General features: G+C 66.3%; 27 protein-coding genes. 10 read left to right on the forward strand and 17 right to left on the reverse strand.

Features of this window, described 5'->3' with window-relative positions:
- Positions 1–106: 106 nt before the first annotated feature.
- The 7 genes from CHX26_RS01095 to CHX26_RS15535 are packed head-to-tail and all read right to left on the reverse strand — an operon-like array spanning position 107 to position 6835.
- Positions 107–2800 carry a hypothetical protein gene (locus CHX26_RS01095; RefSeq protein WP_104940785.1) on the reverse strand — a complete coding sequence of 898 codons (2694 nt, stop codon included), beginning with the start codon at positions 2798–2800 and terminating at the stop codon, positions 107–109.
- Positions 2801–2819: 19 nt separating this feature from the next.
- A complete protein-coding gene (locus CHX26_RS01100) occupies positions 2820–3698 on the reverse strand; it encodes a fimbrial biogenesis chaperone (protein WP_104940786.1) in 879 nt (292 codons plus the stop codon).
- Positions 3695–4282: a hypothetical protein gene (locus CHX26_RS01105; protein WP_104940787.1), complete on the reverse strand. Its 588-nt coding sequence runs from the start codon at positions 4280–4282 to the stop codon at positions 3695–3697. The genes CHX26_RS01100 and CHX26_RS01105 overlap by 4 nt, the downstream gene beginning before the upstream one ends.
- 23 nt (positions 4283–4305) lie before the next feature.
- Entirely contained in the window at positions 4306–4932 is a 627-nt protein-coding gene (locus CHX26_RS01110; RefSeq protein WP_104940788.1) for a hypothetical protein, read from the reverse strand.
- Complete coding sequence (locus tag CHX26_RS01115; RefSeq protein ID WP_146107617.1) at positions 4932–5573, reverse strand: hypothetical protein; 642 nt, start codon at positions 5571–5573, stop codon at positions 4932–4934. Before CHX26_RS01115 ends, CHX26_RS01110 begins: the two co-directional genes overlap by 1 nt.
- 28 nt (positions 5574–5601) lie before the next feature.
- Entirely contained in the window at positions 5602–6258 is a 657-nt protein-coding gene (locus CHX26_RS01120) for a hypothetical protein (protein ID WP_104940790.1), read from the reverse strand.
- A gap of 31 nt (positions 6259–6289) precedes the next feature.
- Positions 6290–6835: a DUF4402 domain-containing protein gene (locus CHX26_RS15535; RefSeq protein WP_172449639.1), complete on the reverse strand. Its 546-nt coding sequence runs from the start codon at positions 6833–6835 to the stop codon at positions 6290–6292.
- A 191-nt stretch (positions 6836–7026) separates the two neighbouring features.
- Here CHX26_RS15535 and CHX26_RS01130 point away from each other — a divergent pair, with 191 nt between their 5' ends.
- Positions 7027–7557, forward strand: a complete 531-nt coding sequence (locus tag CHX26_RS01130) for an ECF-type sigma factor (RefSeq protein ID WP_172449640.1) — start codon at positions 7027–7029, stop codon at positions 7555–7557.
- 1 nt (position 7558) lies between these two features.
- On the opposite strand, the gene CHX26_RS01135 is transcribed toward CHX26_RS01130, so the two are convergent.
- Both CHX26_RS01135 and CHX26_RS01140 read right to left on the reverse strand, forming a co-directional pair.
- A complete protein-coding gene (locus CHX26_RS01135) occupies positions 7559–9898 on the reverse strand; it encodes a serine/threonine-protein kinase (protein WP_104940793.1) in 2340 nt (779 codons plus the stop codon).
- 429 nt (positions 9899–10327) lie between these two features.
- Positions 10328–11275: an SDR family oxidoreductase gene (locus CHX26_RS01140; protein WP_104940794.1), complete on the reverse strand. Its 948-nt coding sequence runs from the start codon at positions 11273–11275 to the stop codon at positions 10328–10330.
- A gap of 146 nt (positions 11276–11421) precedes the next feature.
- Between CHX26_RS01140 and CHX26_RS01145 the strand changes: the two genes are divergently transcribed.
- Positions 11422–12423: an NADP-dependent oxidoreductase gene (locus tag CHX26_RS01145; RefSeq protein WP_104943168.1), complete on the forward strand. Its 1002-nt coding sequence runs from the start codon at positions 11422–11424 to the stop codon at positions 12421–12423.
- Complete coding sequence (locus CHX26_RS01150; RefSeq protein WP_104940795.1) at positions 12420–12959, forward strand: nuclear transport factor 2 family protein; 540 nt, start codon at positions 12420–12422, stop codon at positions 12957–12959. The genes CHX26_RS01145 and CHX26_RS01150 overlap by 4 nt, the downstream gene beginning before the upstream one ends.
- Here CHX26_RS01150 and CHX26_RS01155 read toward each other — a convergent pair.
- Entirely contained in the window at positions 12956–13363 is a 408-nt protein-coding gene (locus CHX26_RS01155) for a PaaI family thioesterase (RefSeq protein ID WP_104940796.1), read from the reverse strand. The genes CHX26_RS01150 and CHX26_RS01155 overlap by 4 nt on opposite strands.
- An 86-nt stretch (positions 13364–13449) precedes the next feature.
- Between CHX26_RS01155 and CHX26_RS01160 the strand changes: the two genes are divergently transcribed.
- Positions 13450–15042 carry a fatty acid--CoA ligase gene (locus tag CHX26_RS01160; protein WP_104940797.1) on the forward strand — a complete coding sequence of 531 codons (1593 nt, stop codon included), beginning with the start codon at positions 13450–13452 and terminating at the stop codon, positions 15040–15042.
- Here CHX26_RS01160 and CHX26_RS01165 read toward each other — a convergent pair.
- Both CHX26_RS01165 and CHX26_RS01170 read right to left on the reverse strand, forming a co-directional pair.
- Positions 15039–15419, reverse strand: coding sequence for a hypothetical protein (locus CHX26_RS01165; protein ID WP_104940798.1), 381 nt, complete (start codon positions 15417–15419; stop codon positions 15039–15041). The genes CHX26_RS01160 and CHX26_RS01165 overlap by 4 nt on opposite strands.
- Entirely contained in the window at positions 15416–15949 is a 534-nt protein-coding gene (locus tag CHX26_RS01170) for a carboxymuconolactone decarboxylase family protein (protein WP_104940799.1), read from the reverse strand. Before CHX26_RS01170 ends, CHX26_RS01165 begins: the two co-directional genes overlap by 4 nt.
- A 119-nt stretch (positions 15950–16068) precedes the next feature.
- On the opposite strand from CHX26_RS01170, the gene CHX26_RS01175 reads away from it, so the two are divergent.
- Positions 16069–16422, forward strand: coding sequence for a nuclear transport factor 2 family protein (locus tag CHX26_RS01175; RefSeq protein ID WP_104940800.1), 354 nt, complete (start codon positions 16069–16071; stop codon positions 16420–16422).
- Between the two features lies 1 nt (position 16423).
- On the opposite strand, the gene CHX26_RS01180 is transcribed toward CHX26_RS01175, so the two are convergent.
- The 3 genes from CHX26_RS01180 to CHX26_RS01190 are packed head-to-tail and all read right to left on the reverse strand — an operon-like array spanning position 16424 to position 18650.
- Positions 16424–16942, reverse strand: coding sequence for a nuclear transport factor 2 family protein (locus CHX26_RS01180; RefSeq protein WP_172449641.1), 519 nt, complete (start codon positions 16940–16942; stop codon positions 16424–16426).
- The gene (locus tag CHX26_RS01185) at positions 16939–17340 is read right to left on the reverse strand and encodes a putative quinol monooxygenase (protein ID WP_104940802.1); all 402 of its coding nucleotides are present in this window, start codon (positions 17338–17340) and stop codon (positions 16939–16941) included. Before CHX26_RS01185 ends, CHX26_RS01180 begins: the two co-directional genes overlap by 4 nt.
- A complete protein-coding gene (locus CHX26_RS01190; protein WP_104940803.1) occupies positions 17340–18650 on the reverse strand; it encodes a cytochrome P450 in 1311 nt (436 codons plus the stop codon). The genes CHX26_RS01185 and CHX26_RS01190 overlap by 1 nt, the downstream gene beginning before the upstream one ends.
- 117 nt (positions 18651–18767) lie before the next feature.
- Between CHX26_RS01190 and CHX26_RS01195 the strand changes: the two genes are divergently transcribed.
- The gene (locus CHX26_RS01195) at positions 18768–19355 is read left to right on the forward strand and encodes a carboxymuconolactone decarboxylase family protein (protein WP_104940804.1); all 588 of its coding nucleotides are present in this window, start codon (positions 18768–18770) and stop codon (positions 19353–19355) included.
- Positions 19355–20620 carry a cytochrome P450 gene (locus CHX26_RS01200; protein WP_104940805.1) on the forward strand — a complete coding sequence of 422 codons (1266 nt, stop codon included), beginning with the start codon at positions 19355–19357 and terminating at the stop codon, positions 20618–20620. Before CHX26_RS01195 ends, CHX26_RS01200 begins: the two co-directional genes overlap by 1 nt.
- On the opposite strand, the gene CHX26_RS01205 is transcribed toward CHX26_RS01200, so the two are convergent.
- Positions 20617–22236 (reverse strand): FAD-dependent oxidoreductase, encoded by a 1620-nt coding sequence (locus CHX26_RS01205; protein WP_104940806.1) that lies wholly within the window; start codon positions 22234–22236, stop codon positions 20617–20619. The two genes, CHX26_RS01200 and CHX26_RS01205, sit on opposite strands and share 4 nt — an antisense overlap.
- Positions 22237–22337: 101 nt before the next feature.
- On the opposite strand from CHX26_RS01205, the gene CHX26_RS01210 reads away from it, so the two are divergent.
- Entirely contained in the window at positions 22338–23114 is a 777-nt protein-coding gene (locus CHX26_RS01210; RefSeq protein ID WP_104940807.1) for an SDR family NAD(P)-dependent oxidoreductase, read from the forward strand.
- A gap of 124 nt (positions 23115–23238) precedes the next feature.
- Here the strand turns inward: CHX26_RS01210 and CHX26_RS01215 are convergent, their stop codons facing one another.
- Positions 23239–24051, reverse strand: coding sequence for an SDR family NAD(P)-dependent oxidoreductase (locus tag CHX26_RS01215; protein WP_233997219.1), 813 nt, complete (start codon positions 24049–24051; stop codon positions 23239–23241).
- Positions 24052–24174: 123 nt separating this feature from the next.
- Here CHX26_RS01215 and CHX26_RS01220 point away from each other — a divergent pair, with 123 nt between their 5' ends.
- Positions 24175–24585: a nuclear transport factor 2 family protein gene (locus CHX26_RS01220; protein ID WP_104940808.1), complete on the forward strand. Its 411-nt coding sequence runs from the start codon at positions 24175–24177 to the stop codon at positions 24583–24585.
- A 4-nt stretch (positions 24586–24589) separates the two neighbouring features.
- Positions 24590–24931, forward strand: coding sequence for a putative quinol monooxygenase (locus CHX26_RS01225; protein ID WP_172449642.1), 342 nt, complete (start codon positions 24590–24592; stop codon positions 24929–24931).
- Positions 24932–24948 lie beyond the last annotated feature (17 nt).

A 24948-nucleotide genomic window follows, 5' to 3' on the forward strand; every position in this document is an offset into this window, starting at 1 on the left:
ACTGGCGCTTGGGGAACGACTGCTTTCGGGATTTGGGGCGCTGGCCGCGCAGGCGACAGTCCGCATGTAGCCCAGCGGCCTCAGGGTGGGCTGCGGATCGGCATACTCATCGCTCCTCCGGTTCGGACGAAGGGGATGCGCCGATCTGTGCGCGGACTACCTCGCCGCCGGTTACAGCGATCCGGGTGCGCAGGTCACCGGCGCGCAGGTCGTAACAGCCGGGCAGCACCGCCGGGAAGAACGCCTGCCCGTCAAACGCCGCGCGTTCGCGCTGCACCACCTCGCCGGTCGTGCAGGAGACCAGCTCCACCACGGTTCCGGCCCCGGTATCGACCATCGCCACCACCTCGCCGCTTTCCACCAGCGGAATGTCCAGCCGCAGCGCATGCCCGGTACGCGGAGAGAGGAGGTAGCCGGGCACGGCGGGGACGATGAAGGGATCGTCGATCCCCTCGATCACCGGAACCAGCGCCACGGTCCGGTCAAGCGGCAGTTCCTCGACCAGAATCGCCCCGCCCTCGCGTTGTGACCGGCCGCGCGGATCGAGCCTGATGTCGATCCCGCCGAGCAGATCTTCGTCCGCATCCCGCCGCCCGTTGGCATTGGCATCGCGAAAACCGCGCGCCACCAGGCTGCCGCGCTGCCCGCTGGCCGCCCGCCCGAAGCGCGCGCCCCGGCCGAGCGGATCGCGATCGAATGCCAGCGACAAGGTGACAAGCCCGCGCCAATCGCCCCGCGAATCCTCGTAGCGCAGGTCTGTTCCCAGCCGCACCCCGTTCCAGTCGCGCGTGGTGACGAAGCCCCATTGTCCCGCCCCGTTCTGCAAGTCGCGATCGGCGGTTGCGGCCAGAAACCAGTCCCCCAGCCGATAGCTCAGCTCCCCCCGCACCCGGCGCAGCTCGGTCTGTGGCATCACGGAATAATCGACGCCCGCGCGCAGCCGTACCGGACCAAGGCTGCCCGAGACCGCGAATTGCCCGTCCAGCCGCTCGTTCCCGGCCAGACCCGGCCCGGATCGGAAATCGCGCCAGAACAGGCTGTTCGAAACCGAAAAGCCGCCCAGCATGGCATTGGCCCTGAGATTGACCGTGCGGTCGCTGCCGCCATTGCGCAGCTCGCTGGCAATCAACCCGAGCCCGAGACCAACACCGGCCAGCCGGGCATCAAGCACCGCCTGGCTGCGCTGCGCAATGCCGCCGCGTTCGGCACCGCCGTCCTCGCTGAGAAAATCGGCGTCGAAGCGTTCGTGCGTGGCGGTCAGGCTCAGCGGCCCGATCCCGGCGGTGACACTGGCGCGCGCGGCGGTCGCGCCATCCTGCTGGGCGACCGCATCGACGCCCGCGATGACCGGGCCGACACGGGTGACCGCGCCGATCCCGAGATAGCCGAGCGCGGGGCCGCCGCCATCAACCCTGCGCCATGCGCCAAAGCCCGACAGGCCCAGGTTCGGGGTGAGGCCATAGGCCGCGCGCGCTTCCAGATAGGTGGCCGCCTGCTGGAAACCGAGTGGCGGCCCATCCCGTTCCGCCGCCGGTTCGGCCCCCGCCGCGAGGGCCGGATTGGGCTCCAGCCGCCCGTCGAAAATGCTGTAGCCCTGTTTCAGCGCGATCAGGTTGTAACGCAGTTCGCCCGGACGGATAAGATTGCTGCCGATATCGATAGCGCGGAAAATCTCCTGCCGTTCGCCCGCGGGACCATAGAGCACGATGCGGAACCGGTTGAGCCCGAACAGCACCGGCACCTGCGGGAAGAAATAGCGGCCGTCCGCGGCAATGGTCTGGAAGCCGAGCAGCTCGCTGTCGCGGTAGAGTTCGGCCTGCCAGCCGGGGGGAGCATCGCCGATCAGGTCGCTGCGGTCGAATTCGCCCACCGCGCCGAGCGGCTCGCGCCCGATCCGCACACCGACCCCGAACAGATTGCGCTGCAGCAGCGGGTTGGCGGGAATGGCGATATCGCCTGCCTCGACAATGGTCGCGCCCACGCCCAGCAGGTCGCCCTGTGGATCCTGCCGGGCGAGGGTCAGGCGCGCATCGATCTGGCCCTGACTGGTTCCGGCCAGCGCCAGCCGCCCGGTCGCCCACAGCAGATCGCCTTCGGCCAGCCCATTGCCCTGGAGGATCGCCCCGCCCGCCCGGTCGTCATAGGTGGCCGCGAGATTGAGCGTGACATGGGGCCAGCCGACGATTCCCCAAGATGCAGCGACCGGCACGAAACCGGTGGTATCTATGCCGCCGCCCGCGCCATTTCCGCCCCCGGCGGCGCGCTCGCGGGCGGCCAGTTCCTCGGCCGGCAACAGAAAGGGCGGGGTCAGGACCAGGGTCTGCGTGCTCTCGTCCCACCGCGCGCCCAGCGCCAGCCAGCGATCAAGCGCGGATGTGGCAATGTGAAGCGCGCCGTCGATTATCACCAGATCGCCCGGCTCAAGTGCCAGATCGCGTCCCGCGACCTGCACCCGCCCGCTGGCCGGATCGGCGAGGAGGCGCTGATTCTCCCGCAGGAACCAGCCGCTGATGCCCCCGTTCGGCGTCGGCTCCAGCCTGAGGTCAAGCGCTGCCATCAGCGGCGCAAAGGGAACCAGCAGCCCGCCGTCCGGGGTCTGGTAGAGGATCACGTCGGCCAGCAGCACCCGGCGTTCGCGCAGGCGGATTTCGGCGATCCGGAGTTCGGGTTCGGCAGCGGCCTCCACCTGCTGCACTGCCTGCGCGCGCGCTTCGACGGCCAGCGCGGCAGCGGCAAGCACCGGGCCGACCGCAAGCACGGGCCAGCGCCCCGCGACGCGTCGCAGAAACAGGGGGAACATCACTGCCTGAGCCTTGCAATCAGGGCATGGTGAATTCGGCGAGCACGGCGCCCTTCAGCGCTCCGGCATCTTCCTCGGCATAGGTCAGCCGCACCGGAGGGTGATCGCCCTGCAACGGCAGGCGCACGACCCGCGTGCGGCTCGGCGGCAGCACGGCCACGCCGCGCAGCAGACCGATCTCCGCGCCCGTCGCATCATAGGCGCGCAGCACGCCGTAATCGCTGCGCTGGCCGGTGCGTGCCAGCGTGACCAGCAGGGCCGGGCTTTGCGCTTCGGGATCGGGCAGGGCCGCCTCGATCGCGGTACCACCCGCAGGCTGGCCGGTGCGCAGCAGCACCGGGATGGTGATGCGATAGTCGAGGCCGACGGTGACCGCCACGGTGCGCTCCTTGCCCGGCTCTTCAGCCGCAGCGGGCTTGTCCTCGACCGGCGCGACCAGCGGGATCGAGGAAATGCTCAGGTGGCTGCGCAGCTCGCCCGGCGGCAGATCGCGCGGGGCGCGGGCGATGATCCGCACCGACTGGCGCTGGCCGGGCTGCAACGTCACCTGCCGGGGCGAGAAGCGCAAGTACGGCGTGGCGGCCCACGGCGCGGGTTCCCCCTCGGCCAGCTGGCGGTAATTGCCCTGTTGATCCAGGCCCAACTCGACCTCGTCGATCCGATAGGTGACCGGCGCCCCGCCCGAATTGTAGAGCGTCACGCTCGCCCCGCGCCCGCCCGCATCAAGCACCACGCGGGTGGGCGAGATCGCCATGCCGCCGAACGGCGAGGCCGCATCGGCCGGCAGGGCATCGAAGGGCAGCGGGCCATCGGCATCGGCGCCGTCCTGCGCTGCCCGCAGCGGCAAGGCCAGCATGGCGGCGGCCGCCAGCAATCCGAAGGCGAGGCGGGTCTTCACGGGTAGAACGCCTCAAGGATGATCGCGCCGACCACGATCTCGCCGTCGGTCGGGCGGGCTTCGCCCTGCACCACCAGCTGGCCGCCGACACGCACCACCATCTCCTCGCCGGTACAGCGCCTGTCCCAGGCAAAGCGTTCCTGCCCGTCGACCTCGATGTAGTTCTCGAAGGTCTCGAACAGCACGGCGGTGCCCTGCACCCCCGCCGATTGCGAGCGGACAGCGATTTCCACCTGCCGGTCGGTCTCGCAGCGCAAGGTCAGCCGCGCGCGATCGGTGCGATCATCGCGATAGGCGCATCCAGCCGGGCTCGGCCCCGCCCCCTGATCGATGCTGCCTTCCACCAGCGTGCGGTTTCCGTCCGAACGCAGGTCATAGGTGCAGGTGACATTGCCCACCCGCGGGATCGCCACCTGCCCGAAATTGAGCGGCGCAATCCCCGTGAGGGTGAGCGGCTGATCGGCCTGCACGAGATTGGCGAGCGCATCCACCGTGGCACTCTCCTGCGCGGCGAGCGGGGTAGTGACACAGGCCAGGCAAGTCATCGCCGCTGCCAGCGAAAGGATTTTGCGAAAGGCGTTCATTCGAAAATGCTCCGTTCAGGGTTTCAGTAATTCAGATCGATGCGCACCCGTCCGATGTTGAGGTTGGGCTGCGGTTGGTCGAAACCACGAACCGACGCTTCGCCCCCGAGCCGGACCCTGAAATCGCCCGGGGTGGCGGGGCAGTTGAGCGGTGCTCCGCCACCGATATTGCCGGGATCGAACGTCTGGATCGTTCCGTTGGGGGCCACAATCGACATGCCGGTCAGGCGCTCCATCCGTACACCCTGATTGGCAGGGACCTGCAGTGTGGGTTGAACCAGAACCGGGCCGGCCTGTTGGCAGCTGATGAAGAACTCGGCGGTCGTCTGCGTCCCCGAGATGCTGCATCCGTCGGGTGTCGGATTGGAAACACTGCCACCTGATGGCCCGCCGGTCTGTTCGACCCTGAGAGAGACACCAGACCCGCCGGACGGATTGACCTGATAAAGGCAGGTTGCTGCGCTTTCCCGGGGAATAGCGATCGTGCCGAAATCCAGATTCAAGGCGCCGGTAACCGACGCCGTGTCACTGGCCCTCACCACATCGGCGACGGCATCGACCTCGGCGCTGTCTTGCGCGGCGAGCGGGGCGGTGGTCAGCGCGAGGGCGAGCGCAGGGAGCATCAGCCGCGCCGTGAGACGCGCGCGCATCAGTAGTTCACTCCGAAGCGAATGGTGCCGACGTTCAGGTTCTCCCCGGCAGCCGCATTGCGCCGCACCTCGAACTGGCCACCAAGCAAGACGTCGATGAACCCGGTATCAGGACATGTGACACTGCCATTGCGAAAGTCTCGCCGGTTCAGAAGCGATGTTTCACCATCCGCATAGAGGCCCACCTTGCCAATCGGCGGCTCATCGAAAAAGGTCCCGGAAATGCGACCCCCGCCAGACCATTCGGCAAAATAGCTCATTTCGAAAGTAAACAAGCATCCGATACGAAGCAGTGCCGGTGATTGATCATTGTCGACGAATTGGCAGCCAGAAGGCGAGGCGCCGGGGAAGGGGCTTCCGGTAAACTGCGGCGCTTCCAGCACGGACCGCGAAAACCTCTGCGGTGTCTCGTTCACTTCGATAAGGTAAATACAGAATGGATTCGGACTGTCTTCGTCTAAGCGCGCGCTGTTGGGGATGGTGACCCGGCCTAGGCGCATATCATTAAGACTGACGAGTGTGAGCGAATTGGCTGCTGGCTCGAGCGAAGCGAAGGCATCAACCTCCGCGACTTCCTGTGCCGCCAGCGATGAACTTGCCGCCATCAGGCATACAACCGCAAAAGAACGTGCAAACCTCATCCCCAGTCTCCTCAACTCGCTTTCTGTTTCAATACATTGCGTTCATCGTGACGGTGCCGATCTGGCCGTTGAACGGGGTGTTGCTGTCGGTCAGCTCCAGCCGCCCGCCGGTGCGCAGCACGAAGGCGCCCGCCGGGCTAGTCAGCGACGAGGCACCGTCCGGGCAGGTGAACTGGTTCTGCGTGAAGGCGTTGGTGAAGACCTGACGCACCGAGTTGCTGTTGGCATTGGTCACCACCGCGCCCATGCCGGGGGCGAGGAACACCGAGCCGTCGCTCTGCCAGGTCACCTGAAACGTCACCGAGGCGGCGGGCGTACAGGCGACCACGAAGGCCGCCGGGGTGAATTCGCCCTCGGTCCGGCACCCGGACGGGGTGGGGACAGTGTTGTCGACGGCATTGCCGCCCTTGACCTCGGTCACGTCAATCCGGCCGGCCACGGTCTGCACCACCATGTCGTAACGGCACGACGCGCCCGGATTGGTGCCATTGGGCAAGGTGACCGTGCCGAATTCGAGATTAGCCAGGGGCGCGATCGCCAGTTGCAGGTCGGAACCCACGATATTGGCGCGCGCCTCAACGCTCTCGTCCGCCGACACTGCCGATTGGGCGAGCACCGGCTGAGCGGTCAGGCCCACAAGAGCGAGGGTAAGCGTAAAGGCATGGGCATGGGCGGCAATCTTCATGGCAAGTCTCCGTTTTGATGGGGAAAATCCGTCAGTCATAGGCAACCTCCAGCCGGATCGTACCGACCGTGCCGGTGAAGCCGTGCAGCGCTCCGGCGCGCACGGTCAGGCGCCCGGCGGCGGCGATTTCGCTGATCCCGTCGGCATCGCAGGGACGGGTCTGGAAGGCGGCCCCTGCCCCAGCGCCGTCGATGTCCATCGCAGCGGCGGGGGCGGCAAACACGGCTCCGGCCGGGGCGGCGTCGGTATGGATCACCTGAAACTGCACCAGCGCGCGTGCGGCGCAGGACAAGGTGAAGCGTGCCGGGAAGCGGTCCTGCCCCAGAAACTGGCAGATCCCGCCCGGCGCGTTGGCACGGCCCGCAACGTCGATTTCGTAGACGCACTCACCCTGCGGCGGGATCGCCAGCGTGCCGAATTCAAGCGGCTGGGTCCCCGTGATCGCCAGCGGTTGCAGAAGGCTGGCAGAAGCATCGGTCGCAGCATCGACCGTCCCGGCCTGGCCCCATGCGGTGCTGGCGCACAGCACAGCAAGCGCCGCCGCGCCTCCCGATCCGGCCCCTGCCCGCCTGTTCATCGCCGCTTACCCCCTATCTGTCACGGGGATCGGCGAAGCCATGTTTCGGCCATGCTATCGGGTCCCCTAAGGGCTTTCACGTAGGAGCGCGGAAAATCCGGCCAGAAAACTTTGCGCGGCGGTGCATTTTCCTGACCCGCCGGCCTGCAACCGACTGGCACGCAGCGGCACGAGAGGATAAAGTCGCGCCGATGCACTCAGACAAGGACGCCATTCTCGATAGTTACAGCGAGCAGGACCAGTTCCTTGCCGCCGAGTTGGTGAACGCCTTTCACGGCGAGCTGATCGACATTGCCCGCGCGCGGCGGCGACGGGCCAAGGCTTCCGACACGCTGATGACGCTCGACGTGTTGCACGAGGCATTTCTCAAGCTCGACGGCAAGCAGGGCTTTCGCTCGCCCGGCCATTTCCTCGCGGTCGCCTCACTTGCGATGCGGCAGGTGATCGTCGATCACGCCCGGCGCAAGCTCGCCGAGAAGCGACAGGAGGCCGAAGACCAGCGGCTGGCCGGGTTTGGCGAAACGCCCGAACAGATGGTCGCGATCGGCCAGCTGCTTGGCAGTCTCGGCGCGCATAATCCGCGCTGGTTGCGGATCGTCGATGCGCGCTATTTCGCCGGGCTGACGGAGGCCGAGACCGCAGCGGTGCTCGGCATTTCGGAGCGGACGGTGCGGCGTGACTGGCAGGATGCGCGGCGCTGGCTGGCCAAGCGGCTGGGGTAGGCTACATCGCGTCCAGCAGGCCCTGCGCTTCGGCGCGTATTCTTTCTCCTGCCGGGCCTGACGACTGCGCCAACAGGACCGCTTCGCGCAGTGCAGACCGAGCCTCGTCAGGCCGCGTCTCGGCGAGCGCAACCTTGCCCGAGGCAAGCTGCCAGCTCGCCAACAAGGGAGGCGGATCGCCCATAGCCGTCAGGTGCTGCCGAGCCCTGCCAAGCTTTTCCACCGCACCGGCCCGTCCTGCCTTGGCCAGCGCCTCCGCATGGCCGTTCAGCACCGCGACATGCAGCGCGCTGGCAGGGCCTGCAAATTCGAGGCTCATCGCTTCAGCACGCGCCAGAGGCTCCAGAGCGGCGCCCGCCTTGTCCACGCCGAGCAGCGCCTTGCCGTAATTCGACAGCAAGGCCGCCGTCGCCGCCGAAGGGCCGAACAGCTGATCGCGCAGCGCCACGGCGCGGGCAAAGCTGGCCACGGCCGCCTCGTGCTTGTTCTGGAGATATTGCACGCTGGCGACGTTGTTGAGGGTGTTGAGCGCGTCGAAACTGCCGGTCAGCCCGGTCGCCTGCCACACCCGGTCGGCTTCCAGAAACGCCGCTTCGGCCTCGTCGAGGCGGCCCAGCGACACCAGCGCCGTACCAATATTGTTGGCAAACACCCCGGCGCGCTGATTGTCCCGGCCATATTCGCGGACATGGTCTGCCAGCGTCCGGCGCAAGAGCGCCACGGCGCCCTCCGGATCCTCCGCGCGCATCACCTGCGCTTCAAGCAGGCGGCTGTCGCGCAGGCGAATGGCCCAGCGCCCCGGATCGGCTTTCCAGAACGCCTGCGCCTGCCCCAGCAAGGCCTCGGCCTTGTCGGCTGCGCCCTGCCGCATATGGGCCTGCGCCGCATTGTAGCGGGCCTGAGCGAGAATTTCGGGATCGATCACCGCCGCCTGTCCTAGCAGCAGGTCAAAGGTCGCCAGCGCGCCGACATCGTCGGACAGGTAGAACTGCAATTCGCCGAGCGCCTGAAGCACGGCGGCGAATTGCGCGGGTGCCTTGCGGAACCGCGCCCCGATCACCTCCGCTGCCTGCGACACGCCCGAAGCAGTTGCTGCACCGTCTTCGCCCTCGCCCGTTTCGGCGAGCAGGAAATAGAGCGATTCGCGGATCGTGTCGCTGCGCTCCTCCTCGGCCAGCGCGCGGTTGCGGGCATTGATCGCCTGCTGCGTCTGCAACAGGCTTACCCCCAGTCCGCCCACCAGCGCCGCCAGCGCGACCGCGCTCGCGGCCGAGGCCAGCCAGTGCTTCTTGAGGAACACGCGGGCGCGATAGAGGCTCCCACCGCCGCGGGCCATGACCGGGCGGGTTTCCAGCCAATTGAGCAAATCCTCCCCCAGTGCATCGACCGAGGCATAGCGGTTGGCTGGGTCAAAGGCTGTGGCCCGGGCGATGATTGCCGCAAGATCGGGATTGCCCAGCGCCTGTGCAGCAATCACTACCGATCCATCGGCCTGACGTTCAGGCAGTCGCCCGATCAGCAGCAGGTGCGCCAGCATACCAACCTGAAAAATGTCCGTCGCAACGCTCACAGCTTCGCCTTCGAGCTGTTCGGGCGCGGCCGTCACCAGGGTCAGCGCCCGCCCTTGCCGGTGCGTGTCTGCCATGGCCGCTTCCGGGATCAGTGCCGCTATCCCGAAGTCGATCAGCCGCAACTGGCCATCGCTGTTGACCAGCACATTGGCGCTCTTGATATCGAGGTGCAGCACCAGCCGGGCATGGGCATGGGCGAGCGCATCGCAAAGGTCGACGAGCAGCCTTACCCGCGTCCTGGGATCACACCCACGACCAGCGCACCAGTCTGCGATCGGAGCGCCTTCGACGAATTCGACGACCATGAAAGGCCGGCCCGCCGTGTCTTCGCCGCCATCGATGATGCGGGCAATGTTGGGGTGATCGAGCCGGGCCAGCCGCTGCCGCTCGTCCCTGAAGCGGTCCATCACCATCGCAGCCGGGCTGGCGACCAGCTTCATGGCCGCAATCTGGTCATAGACCCCGTCATCACGCCGGACGAGCCAGACCTGCCCCATCCCGCCAGACCCGATGCGCTCAGCCAGCTTCCACGCCCCGACCCGCTCAGGCGGTGGCCCGCCCGGGCCTTCGCCGGGATCGGGATCGGCCTCGGGCGCACGGGTCGACATGAAGCCGGTCAGATCGCCGGTCACCGCAAGGTGCGCCGACAGCGCCATCGCTCCGGCAGGATCGGTATCGGCGAGAGAGGCCAGATCAGGCGAGGGATCACCCCGGCCGCTCGCGTCTCCGGCGACAATGGCCCTGACGACCGCCCCCCAATCGACCTTCATGGCTCATACCCCCTATGGCGAGGCATACCTGCACCGAGCGCATCCGCAACGCAACGCTCAGAATCAGCAACCACTTGCTTTAAGGAAATTGAGCGCCGAAGTTTGGAGAACACCTCTGCTGGCGTCACCTAGCGGACCGGCCGCTTCTGAGAGCCTTTGAACATTCGGTTAGGGGGCGAAAGCCGACACTCCGCTTCTGTTGCGAACAGGCGCATAGCCGACCTGATTTCCTACGCGCTCGCGAACCGTCGGCATTGACCTTGTGACCGGCCCAATTGTCCCTCGCGCCGTTCGATCTCCTCGCCTGAAGAACGCCGGGAAAGGGGGGAGTTTTTTGCTTTCTGGGCAGTGCCTCATGTGTCTCCAACAGGAGCCTGCGGGCGAGGCGCGGCCCATCTTCGGGTGCTGGACGCCGCGCCTGTCATAGGGCTATCCGAAGGCCGGGCGGTAGTTCGACTCGCCCCAGTCCTGCCGCTTGGTCCATTCGCCCATCGTCTCCAGCTTGCCGTCGAGCTCGGGGAAGCGTTCGTAGACGTGCTCCATATCGACCGCGAAGGGCTTGGTCGGCGCGGTGTTGTTGTATTCGTAGAAGTCCTCGATCCCCTTGGCGAAGCCCTCGCGCATTTCGGCGGGCATCGAATCCCCGGCGGCCTCGACGAGGTAGCGGCCGAATTCGGCGGGGGTGCAGGGATCGTATTCGATCTGCTTGCCCAGCGCCTCGCTGAGGCATTGCGTCACCTGCTTGCCGACCAGCCGCTCCGGCCCGCCGATATTGAGCCAGGCGCCCTCCATGTCGGGCCGTTCGAGGCTCGCCAGCATGAAGCGCGCAACATCGTCGAGGCTGATCCAGTTCGCCTCAAGATTGGGGTTGTGCGGATAGACGTAGCGCCCTTCATTGACGATGAAGGGCCGCGCCCAGTTGGTCAGCAGGTTGTCCATGAACAGCACAGAGCCGAACACCGTGCCGGGCGCGCCAGAGCGCCACAGGGCGTTGATGCCCTTGGTATTCTCGCCATAGGTGAAGGGATCGCCGGGCTTGTCCGGAATCCAGCTGGAGGTGTTCCACACCACGCGCTTGACGTCGAGCGCGGCGGCGACCTTGCCGACCTCGCCGATCAGGTAGGCGCGGTCCGCGCGGGCCTGCAACGGATGGGTGTAGAAGATGTAGTCGCTGCCTTCGAGCGCATCGTGGAAGGTGGACGTGTCGTAGAGGTCCATCGGCCGCACCTCGACCCGCTCGACCCCCTCGACCGGCGCGCCTTCCAGCGCATCGGGTCGGCGCGAGATCGCCCGCACGTCATACCCTGCGGCCAGTGCCTGACGCACCTGCGCAAGGCCCTGCCTGCCACTGGCGCCGATAACCGTGATGAGTGCCATGAATGTCTCTCCCCATTTGTTCTTTGTGCAACAGACTAGGAAGCGCCCCGCGCGCACGCACCGCGCCAAAGTGATAGCGGCCCCAATCCCGGCCCTAGCGAAAAGGCGGGGTTGCCGTGGCGGTGCAGGGGCCGGACAAGGCCGCAATGGACAACCGTTTTTGGCGCATCGACCGCCGCCCCGAAGGCACGGATTTCGCCAGCGCGCTGACGCTGGTCGAGGCCCCGCTTGCCCCCCTTGGCGAAGGCGAGATCCGCATCCGCAATTCGCACCTGTCGATGGACGCCGGCACGCGGTTGTGGCTCACCGCGCGCGAGGATGGCTATCAGCCGCCGCTCCCGCTCGGCATCCCGATGAGCGGGCTGGTGCTGGGCGAGGTGGTGGAGAGCCGGGCCGAGGGCTTCGCGCCCGGCGATCTGGTCCGCGCCTTCGGGCAGTGGGGTGACTGGTCGACGGTCGATGCGCTGATGTCGGGCGCGATTGTGCTCGACCCCTCGGTCGCGGACCGGCGCGCGTGGTTCGGCGCGCTCGGCATGAACGGGTGGACGGCGCTGTGGGGCGTGGAGCGCACCGGCGCGGCCAAGCCGGGCGAAAAGGTGCTGGTCTCGGCAGCGGCCGGGGCGACCGGCATCCTCGCGGTGCAGATCGCAAAGCTGCTGGGCTGCGAGACGTGGGGCATTGCGGGCGGGGCGGCGAAGTGTGCCTACCTGACCGATGAATTGGGGATCGCGGGCGCGATTGATTACAAGGCGGGCGATGTGGACGCGCAGCTTGATGCAGCGGGCGGGTTCGACGTCTATTTCGACAATGTCGGGGGCGAGTTGCTGGATCAGGTGCTGACCCGCATGAACCACTATGGGCGGGTGGCGGTGTGCGGATTGCTGGCCGACTACACCTCAGGCACTCGCACCGCGCCCAAGGAATTCGATCAGGTGCTGATGCGGCGGCTGCGGATCGAGGGGTTCTTTTCGCCCGATTTCATGCACGAAGGCCCGGCGCTGACCGAACGCCTGCGCAGTTGGCATGAGAGCGGCGATCTGGTGATGCCCTATGACGTGACGCGCGGGCTGGAGAATACGCTCACCGCCTATGCCAAGCTGTTCACCGGCGGCAATATCGGCAAGGTAATCGTGGAGTTGAAACCATGACAGGCACAATCGAAGACCGCGAGGCGATCCGCGACATTCTTGCCGCCTATGCCCATGCGATCGACCGGCGGCGCTGGGGGATGATGGAGCGCCTGTTCCATGCCGACGCGACCTTCCGCTTCGGGCTGATCGAGGGCGACTGGCGCGGCTTTGTCGATCAGGCGCGCAGCGTTATCGACCCCTGCCTCGCCACCCAGCACCAGCTCGGCCAGACAATCTTCGGATTTGACGGCGCGAACCTGTGCCACACCGAAACCTACATGACCGCGATGCACACCATCCCCCCGGGCTATCCGCTGGCGGCGGTGTTCCCGGACAAGGGCGTGATCTACTCCGCCATCGTCGCGGGGCGCTATGTCGACCGCTTCGAAAAGCGCGGTAGCGAATGGCGCATCGCCCAGCGCACCGGCCTCTATGACTGGCGCGAGTTCCGGGTGATGGAGGGCGTCGATCTCTCCGACACGCCCGAGGGCGCGGCGGGCTATCACGACAACCGCGACCCTTCGACCGTCGCCGTCAGCCAATGGCTAGGCTAGGGTCGCCGAAACGCAAACACTCCGCTCATGGTCGCGATCTGCTCCTCCCCGCGCCAGATCCCGCCCGAGGTATAGGCGGTGCGCCCGCCCAGCCGGTCGATCCGCACCCGCGCCTCCAGCCAGTCGCCGAGCCGCGCGCCTGCCAGATAGTTGACCGTCAGCGTCACGGTGGACGGGGTCAGCCGGGGCCGTTCGGCATCGTAGACGGCGTGACTGAGGGCAACGTCCGCAAGGGTCGAAATCACCCCGCCGTGAGCCGCCTGGCTGTAGTTGATGTGATGCGGCATGATCCTGAGGCCTACCACCCGCACGCCCTCAGCAGCGGGTCCAAGGTAGTAAGGCCCGCCATGGTCGAGAAAGCCGGGGGTGAAGTCCGCGCGCGCAAAGCTTGAAGGTATCGCCATCCCGGCAGCCTAGCGCGCTGGCGGCGAAGCGCCGCTATGAATTGTGCCAATGACAGGCGCGGGCTCAGCGTTTATCCCCGCGCCTCATGGGAGACAGCACAGCACTGGCCGCAGAGTCCTTCTGCGACGTCGTCCGCGAACACGCCCGCACACAGGGCGACGTGATCGCCTTCACATACGGGCAGGAAGACATCACCTTCGCCGAGCTTGACGAGGGCGCAGACCGGGTCGCCAATGGCCTGGCCGCACTGGGGATCGGGCCGGGGGACCGGGTCGCCTTCCTCGGCAAGAACCACCCACTCTATTTCGAGGCCTTCCTTGGCGCGAACCGCGTGGGCGCGGTGATGACCCCGGTGAACTGGCGGCTGGCCGCACCAGAGGTCGCCTATGTGCTCGACAATTCCTGCGCCAAGGTGGTGTTCGTGGGTGAAGGCTTTGCCGAGGTGCTCTCGCAAATCCGCCCGGATTGCCCCCATGTCGAACAGGTGATCGGCATCGACGCGCCCGACTATCCCGGCACCGACTATCGCATCTGGCGCGACGGCTTCCCGGCGACGCCGCCCCCGCACCGCGTGAAGGCCGAGGACGACGCGCTCCAGCTTTACACCTCGGGCACCACCGGCAAGCCCAAGGGCGCGGTCATCACTCACGGCTCCTTGCTCTCCAGCCGCGACGGCACCGCCGCAGGCGACGAGATGCGCGCTTGGCAGGAGCCGATTCCGGGCGATGTCACTCTGCTCGCCATGCCCTGTTTCCACATCAGCGGCACCGGCACCGGCATCGGCACGCTGGTGGCGGGAACCAATTCCATCGTCCTGCCCGAATATGATCCGACCAAGGCGCTGGACCTGATCCAGAACTACAACATCTCGAAAATCTTCCTCGTGCCCGCCGCGCTGCAGATCCTGCTCAACCATCCGCAGGTGAGCGAGGTCGATTTCAGCCGCCTCAAATACGTCACCTACGGCGCGTCCCCCATCCCGCTCGAACTGATGCGCGAGGCGATCCGGGTGATGGGGTGCGGCTTCGTGCAGATGTACGGCATGACCGAGACCAGCGGCACCATCGTCGCGCTGGATCCCGAGGATCACGTGCCGGAAGGTTCGGTGCGGATGCGGAGCGTGGGCAAGCCGCTCGCCGGGGTGGAGATCAAGGTGATCGACGAGGCGGGGAACGAGGTTCCGGCAGGCACCGTGGGCGAAATCGCGACGCGCTCGAGCAAGAACATGCGCGGCTACTGGAACAACCCCGATGCCACCGCCGCCACCATCGACGCCGAGGGCTGGCTGCGCACGGGCGATGCGGGCTATCTCGACGAGGACGGCTATCTCTACATCCACGACCGGGTGAAGGACATGATCATCTCCGGCGGCGAGAACGTCTACCCCGCCGAGGTCGAAAACGCGCTCTATGCCCACCCCAAGGTCGCCGATGTCGCCGTGATCGGCATCCCGTCGGAAAAATGGGGCGAGGAAGTGAAGGCCTGCGTGGTGGTCAAGGCGGGCGAGGAGCTGACCGAAGCCGAACTGATTGCCCACGCGCGCCAGCATATCGCGGGCTACAAGTGTCCCAAATCGGTCGACTTCATCCCCGCCCTGCCGAGGAACCCTTCGGGCAAGATCCTGCGCCGCGAACTGCGCGCGCCCTATTGGGTGGGGAAAGACCGGGCGGTGAACTAAAGGGTCGCCAGCCCCGGCAAGTCCACCAGCGCCGCGCGGCATTCGGCATCGGCCAGCGCGGTGACCACCGAGAAGGCAACATAGCCCGGCTCGCCCAGATGCGCCACCACGGCGGCGGCTTCGGCATCGGTGATCGCGGTATGCTCGAACGGCATCCGGCGCGCATAGGCAAGGCACAGGCGGGTGCCTTGGTCGAGCGTGCTTTCATCGGGCGCTGCGCCCATGCCATGCACCGCCGCCACTGCCTGCCGGATCAACGCCACCAGCGCGGGATCGAGCGCCGCTTCGGACTTCGCGCGGAACTCGGCATAATGCTCGGCCAGCACCGGATCGCCCGCCAGCGCGGCGTGGACGGCACTGCCCCCTGCCGGGGTCATTCTGCGGCCTCCAGCACGGCTGGGGTGGGCAGCACGGTGCGGTCCATCGCCTCGGGCTCCAGCCCCATCGTGATCAGCGCCTTGGCGAGCGCGAGGAACAGGCTCACCCCCAGCCCCAGCTCGGCGATTTGCGCGGGTGTGAGGTGGCGCTGCAAGGCGGCCTTCGCATCGCCGGTCAGCAATTCGGGATCGTGGATCAGCGCATCGGTGAACTTCAGCACCGCCTTTTCGGTATCGGTCAGCCTGTCGGAAGTCTCGTAGCCGTCGGTGATGTCGTCCACCACCTCCTCGCCGAGGCCCTCGGCCACTGCCTTGTCGAAGCGCACGTTGCGGCAGAACCCGCATTCCGTGACCCGCGCATTGCGCATCCGCGCGACCTCCTTGATCCGCGCGCTGAGCACGTCAGACCCCCAGAACCGGCCATAGAGCGCAAAGAAGCTCTGCGCGATTTCGGGCTGGTGCGCGAGGACGCTGCCGAAATGCGCAGGCTCTCCCGGAATGGCCGAGGATACGCGGGGGGTGGTGGACATGGGGCTCTCTCCTTGGGGCAAGGATAACAGGCCGCACCCTGCTAGCGGCCCTCGCGATTTTCACAGGGGGGCGAAGTGCGGCGCCATGGCAGATTGCCGCCAGCAAAGGGAGACACGAGATGGCAGGCGAAGCACAGCGCGTGATCGAGGAATTCTGGCGCATCCAGGACGCGGGCGACTACACCAAGCTCGCGCCCCTGTTCGCCGAGGATGCCTTTCTCGAAGACCCGATCTGGGGCCAATATCGCGGACGCGAGGCGATCCTCGGCTTCATGACCAAGATGGTCGAGGAAATGGGCAATCGCAAAGTCCACTTCACCGTCGATGAAATCTGCGGCGATGATCACGCGGTATGGGCGCGCTGGACGATGCACATGGACGGCCACGCACCCCGTGGCGGGGTCGGCATCTACAAGGTCGAAGGCGGCCAGCTCACCTATTACCGCGATTACATGGACCCGGCCGCCGAGTAGCCTACATCACCCGGTAATCAGGGTTGCCGCTGGCGATGATCTGCAACACCGGCAGGGGGAAATCGGGGTTCGGTTCGTTGCCCGGCTGGTCTTCCAGCGGCAGCTTCCAATCCATGATGTAGCGGCGGCTGGCGATCCGCCATTCGCCGTCCCGCTTTGCGAACTCATCAAGATAGCGCCCGCCATAGAGCCCGCCTGACCACGTGCCGTCCTCCTGTTCGCGGATGCCCGTGGCAAAGCCGTAGCATTCGACGCTGGCCCTGTCGGAGGAATGGAGCGCGATTGAAGGCGTCGAGAGGAAATGCCAGCGCCGCTGGCTGGCACGCTCGATCTGCATGACGACCGGCAGGAAATCCGCCGCGCTGCCGGTGAAGAAGCCGTAGTCGATGTGCGCATCGGGCCAGAAGCACCCCGCCTGCCCCGCGTCGTCCAGCCAGTCCAATGTGCGCGAATAACGTTGCAGCACCTCGGTGATCGCCTGCTTGTCGAGCAGCGCCTGCACCTTGGCGTCGAGGCTCATGCGCGCGCCCCCCACCATGCCGGGATCGACAGGGGGAAACGCTCCTGCGCGATCTTCATCGCCGCGCTGGCATCGTCGGGCAGCGCCGGGTCGGTGGTATGCGGCAAGCCCCCGCCAGCGCCTTCCACCGGGTCGATGTACTCCAGTTTGATCCCCGCCAGCACGTCGGCGAAATCGTGGCCTTCGTGGTGGTCGGACATCTGGTGGTGATAGAAGGCCCACTTGTCCCTGAAACTCAGCAGGCAGTAGTAGGAAAGCGGCTCCTGCCCCTTCCAGTATTCGTAGCGGATCACGCCCTCCTCGGTGCCGAAGGTTTCGCGCACCATGTCATGCATGATCGCCTCCCACTTGGCCTCCTTGCCGGGCTTGATCTGGATATGGGCGAGCAGGGTGGCCATCAGGATGTCTCCGTCGGGGTGAGGGTGAGCATGAGGCGGTAGATCCCGAGCATGATCCCGCCCTGATGGCGGAAGTCGTTGCCGGCGGCGTAGGCGAGGCCCGAAAAGGCATCGCAGACCTTCTCCCAAGCGATCATCTGTTCCAATCGCGAGATATTGGAGCCGGGGCACGAACGCGGCCCCTGACTGAAGGCCAAGTGGCGGGTGGCGGCCTTGCGATCCAGCTTCAGCTCGAGCGGGTCCTCGAACTCGTCCGCGTCGATGTTGGCCGCCGCCCACCTGAGATGCAGCATCGATCCGGCGGGGACGGGGACGCCCTGAAACACCTCGTCATGCGCGCAGATGCGGGTCGAGAGCCCCTGTGTGGGAGAGCGCAGCCGCACCCCTTCCTCGATGAAAGTGCGGATCGCGCCCCTGTTCCCCCGCAGGGTCGCGAACATCCCCGGCCGCTGGCACAGCAATTGCGCCTGCTCGGCGAGGGCATATTGCGTCGTCTCCAGCCCGCCGATCACCATCGCGTAGACCACGCCATTGATCTCGTCGTCGGTGAGCTTGCGGCCCAATGCCTGATATTCGACCTGGGTGAGGAAGCTCACCATGTCGTCCTGCGGGCGGGCGCGCTTCTCGCGGGTTTTCTCCGCCACATAGTCCTTCATCCCCGCCAGCAGCCGGAACTTCTCCTTCGTCTGTTCGGGGGTGAGGATGTTCCTGTGCGTGCGCCCGTGGACATAGGACATGACCTGCGCATTGCCCCATTGTTCGAGGCGCGGGATGTCCTCCAGCGGGAAGCCCAGGACGCTCGCCATCACCCTTTGGGGCAGCGGGCGGGCGAAATCGGCGACGAAATCGACCGGCTCGCCTCCTCTCGCCTTGTCCAGCATCCCGGCGATCAGATCGTCGACATGGGCCGTGATCATTTCCGCATGGCGGGTGCACCCCGGCCCCACCCACGGATCGGTCAACTCCTTGCGATGCGCGCGCCATAGCTCCGGATCGGGCCGCAGCGAGACGATGCTCGCCACCATCGCGTCAATATCGGGGATGTGGGTCGGCATCTGCCCTGATTGCTGGATATGCGCGACCAGCAGCGAGAGCGTGGGCGGGAAGCGATCCCAGTCCATCACCACGCGCCGCACATCCTCGTATTTGGTGAGGACGAAGGCGTCGGTCCCCGGCGTCAGCCCCTCGCCCGGCAGGCGCTGCACCGGTGACTGTTCGTGGAGAATGGCGTAGGCCTGATACCAGTGCTCCTGCGCGCCGGGGGCGAACAGATCGACCTCTGCCAAAGTGCGCGGCTTCTCCGCCTGCAAGCCCGCCTCTCCCTTGCGGTGGCGACCCGCTTAGCGAATCCGCCAATTGCTGATGGCCGGCTTGTCCCGCAGCCTCGCCCTTACGGAAACCGGCACATTTGCCAGTGGGAGAGAGATGTGAGCCGCATCACCAAGCTGCCGACCGACCAATGGGACGCGCGCCTTGTCGCCGCGATCCAACCGGACAATCTCACCGATCTGGAGCAGGGTCTCACCCGCTACTTCGCCCATTGCCCGGAGCAGGCCTTGGGCCTGATGGGCTTCGGCGGGGCGCTCAAGAAGAACCGCTCGCTGCCCGATCGGCTGGTGGAGCTGGTGCGGCTCCGGGTCGCCTTCTTCAACCAGTGCCGTTCCTGCATGGCGATCCGCTATTCGGACGCGGTGGCGGATGGCGTGACCGAGGGGCTGGTGTGCTCGCTGGAGCGCCCGCAGGAGGCCGAGAACCTCTCGGCGGCCGAGAAAGCCGCGATCCGTTACGGCGAGCTGATGGCGACCGATCACTTGGCGATCGACGACGCGGTCTATGCCGAGCTGCGCCGCCACTTCACCGAGGCGCAGATCGTGGAGCTCGGGATGACGGCGGCGTTCTTCGTCGGCTTCGGGCGGCTGGCGGCGACGTATCACATGGTCGAGGAACTGCCCGAGGCCTTCAAGACCGCCGAAGCCATCGCCCCTTGGGGGGCCGAGAAGATCGAGGTGCGGTGATGAATCAGCCCCCCGCGATCAACCTGTTCGATCCCGAGCTCCAGCAATGCCCCTACGCGGCTTACAAGACCCTGCGCGACGAGGCCCCGGTCTACAACATCCCCGGCACGCAGATTTACGTCGTCAGCCGCTACGATCATGTGCGCGAGGTGTTGATGGACCCCGCGCGCTTCCCCTCGACCGCCGCGAACGAGCTGATGCGCGCCTCGCCGGTGGACATGGAACGCGGGCGCAAGGTGGCGCAGCGGTTCAAGGAAAAGGGCTGGCTCCCCGCGCCGACGCTGGCGGGGCGCGACGACCCCAACCACAAGCAGATGCGCGCGATGTTCAACGAGGCGTTCAAGCCCTCCCGCATCAAGGACATCGACCCGCGGGTGGAAACCCTCGCCTATGAACTGATCGACGAATTTCTCGCGGACGGCAAATGCGACTGGGTGCGCCAGTTCTGCGTCCCCCTGCCGCTGTTCATCATCGGCGAGCAGATGGGCGCCAAGCGCGAGGACATGTGGCGGATCAAGGGCTGGACCGATGCCTTCTTCCACCGCATCTCGCTGATGCTGCCCGAGGACAAGCACCTCGAAATGGTCGACCGCGAGATCGAGGCGCAGCACTATTTCCAGCCGATCTTCGAGCGTTTGAGGGAACATCCGGACGGCAGCCTCATCAGCGTGCTGGTCAACACCGTGATCGAAGGCTGGGGCCGGCCGCTCAACGACGAAGAACTCCACGCCGAGATGATGGCCGATACCTTCGTCGGCGGATCGGAGACCACCACCAATGCGCTCGCGGCAGGGATGAAGCTGCTGATCGAAAACAAGGACGTGTGGGTGAAGCTCAAGGCCGATCCCGACCGCTACATGCGCAATTTCGTCGAGGAAGTGCTGCGGCTCGAAAGCCCGGTGCAATCGCTGATGCGCTTCACCCACAAGGATGTGGAGCTGGACGGGGTGACGATCCCCGCCGGATCGGTCGTCAATGTCCGCTATGGCGCGGCCAACCGCGACGAGCGCTTCTTCGAATGCCCCGAGAAGCTGGACTTGGAGCGGCCCAAGGCGGGCGCGCACATGGCCTTCGGGTCAGGCACCCACCATTGCCTCGGCGCGCCGCTCGCCCGGCGCGAGCTGACCTGGGGCTTTCAGGCCGTGGTCGACCGGTTTGATGACATGTGGTTTGCCGAAGGGCAGAACGACTTCGCCTACCACCCGCACTTCCTGCTGCGGAGCCTGAAGCAGCTGAATATCGAGTTTGTGGCGAAGAAGCGCTAGGTATTCGCCAAAGCCGCCGTCCGCCCCGCCAGATACCCGAAAGTCAGCGCCGGGCCGAGCGTCCCGCCCGCTCCTGCATAGATCCCGCCTGTCGGGCAGGCGATGGCATTGCCTGCACCGAAAAGTCCGGGGATCGGCGCACCGTCATGGCCCAGAATGCGCGCCTGTCCGTCGGTGCGCGGCCCGCCATTGGTGCCGAGCAGGCCCGAGGCAATCTCCACCGCATAGAACGGCGCCTCACGGATCGCGCCGAGCGTCACCGCCGTCCCTTCCCGGGAACGATCCCCGTAGAAATGGTCATAGGCGCTGGTCCCGCGCCCGAAATCGGGGTCGTGGCCTTGGTCGGCGTGAACATTGAAGCGCGCCACAGTCTCCTCCAGCGCGGCTGGATCAAGGCCGATCTGCGCGGCCAGCCCCTCCAGCGTGTCCGCGCGCATCACCCAGTCGGGGATCGGCTGGCCCGGCTGGCGCGTGCCGAGCGGATAGCGCGCCGCATATTGCGCGTCGAACACCAGCCAGCATGGCAGGTTCGGATAATCGTAAGTGGCCGGGTCGAACTGGTGGAACACGCCGCCAAGCGCGGAGTAATTCGCCGCCTCGTTGCAGAACCGCCGCCCCGAACGATTGACCATGATCGAATGCGGCACAGTCCGCTCGATCAGGATGATCTGCGCGCGTTGCTCTCCGCCCGACCAGGGTGCATCGGGCGTGACCAGCGTCGGCGCCCACCATGCGCTCGTCATGTTGCCGAGCTTCGCGCCCGCCGCCATCGCCAGCTTCAGGCCGCCGCCGGTGCCGGTCGGCGGGCTGGCGGGGGCTGTCACCGGCCCGCGCAGGAAAGTCTGGCGCAGGTCCGCGTCCCACTCGAACCCGCCGGTGGTGATGATGACGCCGCGCCGCGCGGACAGCGCGAAGGGCGCGCCGTCACGCTCGCCTTCGATGCCGGTGATGCGCCCGCCGTCTTTCACAAGCCGGTGCGTCTCCACCCCGAGCACCGGTTCGATCCCGCGGTCGAGACAGGCCTTGAGCAATCGCGCCACCATCGCCTGCCCGAACCCGCATTGCCGTGCAGCCATGCGCTGGCCCAGCACCTCCATTGGCGGCATGGCGGTCGCCCCGCCCAGCGGCGTCTCGCGCAGCATCAGGGGCTTGGGTTCTTCAATTGCGTAGATCTTCGCCGCCCAGTCGCCCAGTTCCCCCAGCGCGAACAGATCGTGGTCGAGCGCGCGGGAGCCTTCGGGCTTCGCGCCGGGCCGGTCGAGATAGTAGTCGGGATAGCCCGGCAGCACCGCCACCTTGAGCGCGTCGATAGCTTCGAGGAAGGCCAGCGCCTCCGGCCCCTTGTCCACAAAGGCCTCCAGCGTTTCATCCACCAGATCGCCGTGATCGAGGCTGCGGAAATAGGCGAGCGCGTCCGCGCGGCTGTCGGCCATTCCGCCTGCGCGCATCCGGGGGTTGTCCGCCACCCAGATCACCCCGCCCGATATGGCAGAGGTGCCGCCGACGCGGTCCCACCGTTCGATCAGCGCGACCGATGCGCCTGCCTCATGGGCGGCCAGCGCCGCAGCCATGCCTGCCGCGCCGGTGCCGAGGATTATGACGTCCACCTGTTCCATGATCGGGTTAGACGCCTGCCGGGCAGGATCGGGCAACCCGTCATTTTGGCAAGGTGCGCCCGCCTGCCGGTGCGGCTAACCATCGGTCAAAGGAGAGAACCATGAAACTGGAAGGCAAGGTCGCCGCCATCACGGGCGGCACGGCGGGCATGGGTCGCGGGATCGCCGAGGCGTTTCTCGCCGAGGGCGCAAAGGTGGCGCTGTTCGCCCGCAATGCGGACAAAGGCACGAAGGTGCTGGAAGAAATCGGCGCGGGCGCAAACGGTCTGTTCGTGGCGGGCGACGTGATGAACCAGTCCGATCTCGAAGGCTTCATCGACCAGACCATCGCCCATTTCGGCACGATCGACATTCTGGTGAACAATGCGGGCGGGGCGGGTGATCTTCAGCCGCTCGTCAACCTGTCCGATCATGCCTTCGACGAGGCGATGAAGTGGAACGTCTATTCCACCTTCTGGGCCAGCCGCCGCGCGCTGCCGACCATGCTGGGCAAAGGCGACGGGCGGATCATCAACATCTCGTCGATGGAGGGCAAGCACGGGAAGGCGGTGCTGACCGCCTATTCCGCCGCCAAGCACGCGGTAAACGGCATGACCAAGAGCCTCGCCCGCGAAGTTGGCGCGCAGGGGGTGACGGTCAATGCGATCTGCCCCGGCATTGTCATCACCGACATCATCAAGAACAACGGTCCGGCGACCGCCAAGGCCATGGGACTGGAGTTCGAGGAAATGATCGACCTGTTCGCCCAGGAGGCAGCGATCAAGCGGCCGAACACGGTCGAGGAAGTGGCGGCGGTGGCGGTGTTGCTGGCAAGCGAGGCGGGCGCGGGGATCACCGGCCAGCAGATCAGCGTCGACGGCGGGACAGCCCAGTATTGATCGGGGGTTGCGCGGTTTTGCGGGGGGCTTGTGCGCTGCCAGACCCCCCTCAGCCCCCGGTTAGACCCCCTCCAGAACGGCCTTGGCGGCGCTGTTTCACGTGAAACAGGGGGTGACCGGGCGCTTACCCCTGCAACTTCGCCATAGCCGCGCCGACCGCCGCTGCGACATCTCCCGCTTGCGGGTTTCCGCGCATGATCAGCCCGCCGTTGGGCTGGATGTTGGCCCCGGTGACATAGGCCTGATCGGTGCAGAGCCACAGGCAGGCATGGGCCACATCATCCACCGTATTGAGCCTACCCATCGGATAACGCGGGAGAAAAGCGTCGGTCAGGCCCGGCACCTGAAAGCTGTCATGGGTCATCGGGCTGTCGGTGAAGGCGGGGGAGACGGTGTTGGCCTTGATGCCCAAGTGCCCGTAATCATTGGCAACACACTCGATCAGCGCCTCGGAGCCGCGCTTGGTGCCGATATAGGCGGCGTGGTTGGTGATGATCGCCTTGGTGGTGGCAGAGGACAGCGAGATCAGCGACCCGCCGCTGGGCTGCTGTGCGCTCATCACCCGCACGAAGGCTTGCAGAAAGTGGTATACCCCCTTGAATTGCAAGGCAACAATCTGATCGAGCTGCTCCTCGGTGATCTCCTCGAGGCTGGCGAGCAAGCCCCAGCCGGTGGTGTTGATCGCGATGTCGACCCGCCCGAAAGTGGCGGAGGCCTTGTCGGCAAGGGCGCCGACCTCGGCCTTGGAGGTGATGTCGCACAGGGCATATTCTCCAGCGATTTCAGCAGCAAGACTGGCAAGCGGCGCCTCCTTGCGACCCGCCACCATCACCTTTGCGCCTTCCTTGGCGAATAGCCGGGCGATGGCCTGCCCCATGTTGCCCTCGGACGCGGCGCCCAGCACCACGGCGGTCTTGCCTTCCAACTGTCCCATCATCTGTCTCCTCTCGGCGAGCCAAGTAACACGGGCAAGGCGGCCATCACCCTTCCCAAAAGTGGGCATTGTCGGCCGCGCCCCTCGGGCCCGATAGCGGCGTCCTACCAAGGGGAGAGCCAAGCCATGTTTACAGGGCCACTGGAAGATCGCGTGGCGATCGCTGAACTGAACGGCACCTATGCCGATGGGGTGGTGCGTTTCGATGCCGCAACCTGGGGCAGCGTCTGGGCCGATGATGCCGATTGGGATCTGATGGGCCACCAGACCAAGGGCAAGGACGCGATCGTCGCCTTCTGGAACAGCGCGATGGGCGGGCTGGAGGCGGTGAGCTTCCAATGCGTGCCCTGCATGATCGAAGTCACCGGCGACACCGCCCGCGCCCGCGTCCAGACGCAGGAAATCCTCAAGCCCAAGGACGGCAAGGCGCGCCATGTCGGCGGATTGTATGAAGACACGCTGGCGAAGATCGACGGGCGCTGGATGTTCACCTCGAGGGTGTTTCGCATTGTCGCAGAATTCGGAGTGGAAGAGTAACCGCATGGCCAAGATCGTCATTTCCGCACAGATCGACCTCGATCCGGCCCGGCGCGAGGAGGCGCTGCGAAGCGCCCGCCCGCATATCGAGGCCGCGCTCGCCGAAAAGGGTTGCATCCACTACGACTGGAGCGCCTGTTCGATGAACCCCGCGCGGGTTAACGTCTTCGAGGAATGGGAAAGCGAGGAGGCCCTCGCTGCCCATTTCCGTGACCCCGCCTACACCGGGATGCGCGATCACATCGGCCAGTTCGGTATCACCGCAGCTGTCAGCAAGAAATACCGGGTCGACGCCGAAGGCCCGGTCTACAATGCTGAAGGCGTGGCAACCGAAGCGTTCGATTGATGCCGGACAGGGGGCGG

The organism is Porphyrobacter sp. HT-58-2, from assembly GCF_002952215.1.
Lineage (GTDB): Bacteria > Pseudomonadota > Alphaproteobacteria > Sphingomonadales > Sphingomonadaceae > Erythrobacter.

Bases quoted from the DNA above. Each gene is read 5' to 3' on its own strand.
- CHX26_RS01095 (WP_104940785.1), bottom strand. From the start codon at position 2,800: ATGTTCCCCCTGTTTCTGCGACGCGTCGCGGGGCGCTGGCCCGTGCTT.
- CHX26_RS01105 (WP_104940787.1), bottom strand. From the start codon at position 4,282: ATGAACGCCTTTCGCAAAATCCTTTCGCTGGCAGCGGCGATGACTTGC.
- CHX26_RS01110 (WP_104940788.1), bottom strand. From the start codon at position 4,932: ATGCGCGCGCGTCTCACGGCGCGGCTGATGCTCCCTGCGCTCGCCCTC.
- CHX26_RS01115 (WP_146107617.1), bottom strand. From the start codon at position 5,573: ATGAGGTTTGCACGTTCTTTTGCGGTTGTATGCCTGATGGCGGCAAGT.
- CHX26_RS01120 (WP_104940790.1), bottom strand. From the start codon at position 6,258: ATGAAGATTGCCGCCCATGCCCATGCCTTTACGCTTACCCTCGCTCTT.
- CHX26_RS15535 (WP_172449639.1), bottom strand. From the start codon at position 6,835: ATGAACAGGCGGGCAGGGGCCGGATCGGGAGGCGCGGCGGCGCTTGCT.
- CHX26_RS01130 (WP_172449640.1), top strand. From the start codon at position 7,027: ATGCACTCAGACAAGGACGCCATTCTCGATAGTTACAGCGAGCAGGAC.
- CHX26_RS01135 (WP_104940793.1), bottom strand. From the start codon at position 9,898: ATGAAGGTCGATTGGGGGGCGGTCGTCAGGGCCATTGTCGCCGGAGAC.
- CHX26_RS01140 (WP_104940794.1), bottom strand. From the start codon at position 11,275: ATGGCACTCATCACGGTTATCGGCGCCAGTGGCAGGCAGGGCCTTGCG.
- CHX26_RS01145 (WP_104943168.1), top strand. From the start codon at position 11,422: ATGGACAACCGTTTTTGGCGCATCGACCGCCGCCCCGAAGGCACGGAT.
- CHX26_RS01150 (WP_104940795.1), top strand. From the start codon at position 12,420: ATGACAGGCACAATCGAAGACCGCGAGGCGATCCGCGACATTCTTGCC.
- CHX26_RS01155 (WP_104940796.1), bottom strand. From the start codon at position 13,363: ATGGCGATACCTTCAAGCTTTGCGCGCGCGGACTTCACCCCCGGCTTT.
- CHX26_RS01160 (WP_104940797.1), top strand. From the start codon at position 13,450: ATGGGAGACAGCACAGCACTGGCCGCAGAGTCCTTCTGCGACGTCGTC.
- CHX26_RS01165 (WP_104940798.1), bottom strand. From the start codon at position 15,419: ATGACCCCGGCAGGGGGCAGTGCCGTCCACGCCGCGCTGGCGGGCGAT.
- CHX26_RS01170 (WP_104940799.1), bottom strand. From the start codon at position 15,949: ATGTCCACCACCCCCCGCGTATCCTCGGCCATTCCGGGAGAGCCTGCG.
- CHX26_RS01175 (WP_104940800.1), top strand. From the start codon at position 16,069: ATGGCAGGCGAAGCACAGCGCGTGATCGAGGAATTCTGGCGCATCCAG.
- CHX26_RS01180 (WP_172449641.1), bottom strand. From the start codon at position 16,942: ATGAGCCTCGACGCCAAGGTGCAGGCGCTGCTCGACAAGCAGGCGATC.
- CHX26_RS01185 (WP_104940802.1), bottom strand. From the start codon at position 17,340: ATGGCCACCCTGCTCGCCCATATCCAGATCAAGCCCGGCAAGGAGGCC.
- CHX26_RS01200 (WP_104940805.1), top strand. From the start codon at position 19,355: ATGAATCAGCCCCCCGCGATCAACCTGTTCGATCCCGAGCTCCAGCAA.
- CHX26_RS01205 (WP_104940806.1), bottom strand. From the start codon at position 22,236: ATGGAACAGGTGGACGTCATAATCCTCGGCACCGGCGCGGCAGGCATG.
- CHX26_RS01210 (WP_104940807.1), top strand. From the start codon at position 22,338: ATGAAACTGGAAGGCAAGGTCGCCGCCATCACGGGCGGCACGGCGGGC.
- CHX26_RS01215 (WP_233997219.1), bottom strand. From the start codon at position 24,051: ATGATGGGACAGTTGGAAGGCAAGACCGCCGTGGTGCTGGGCGCCGCG.
- CHX26_RS01220 (WP_104940808.1), top strand. From the start codon at position 24,175: ATGTTTACAGGGCCACTGGAAGATCGCGTGGCGATCGCTGAACTGAAC.
- CHX26_RS01225 (WP_172449642.1), top strand. From the start codon at position 24,590: ATGGCCAAGATCGTCATTTCCGCACAGATCGACCTCGATCCGGCCCGG.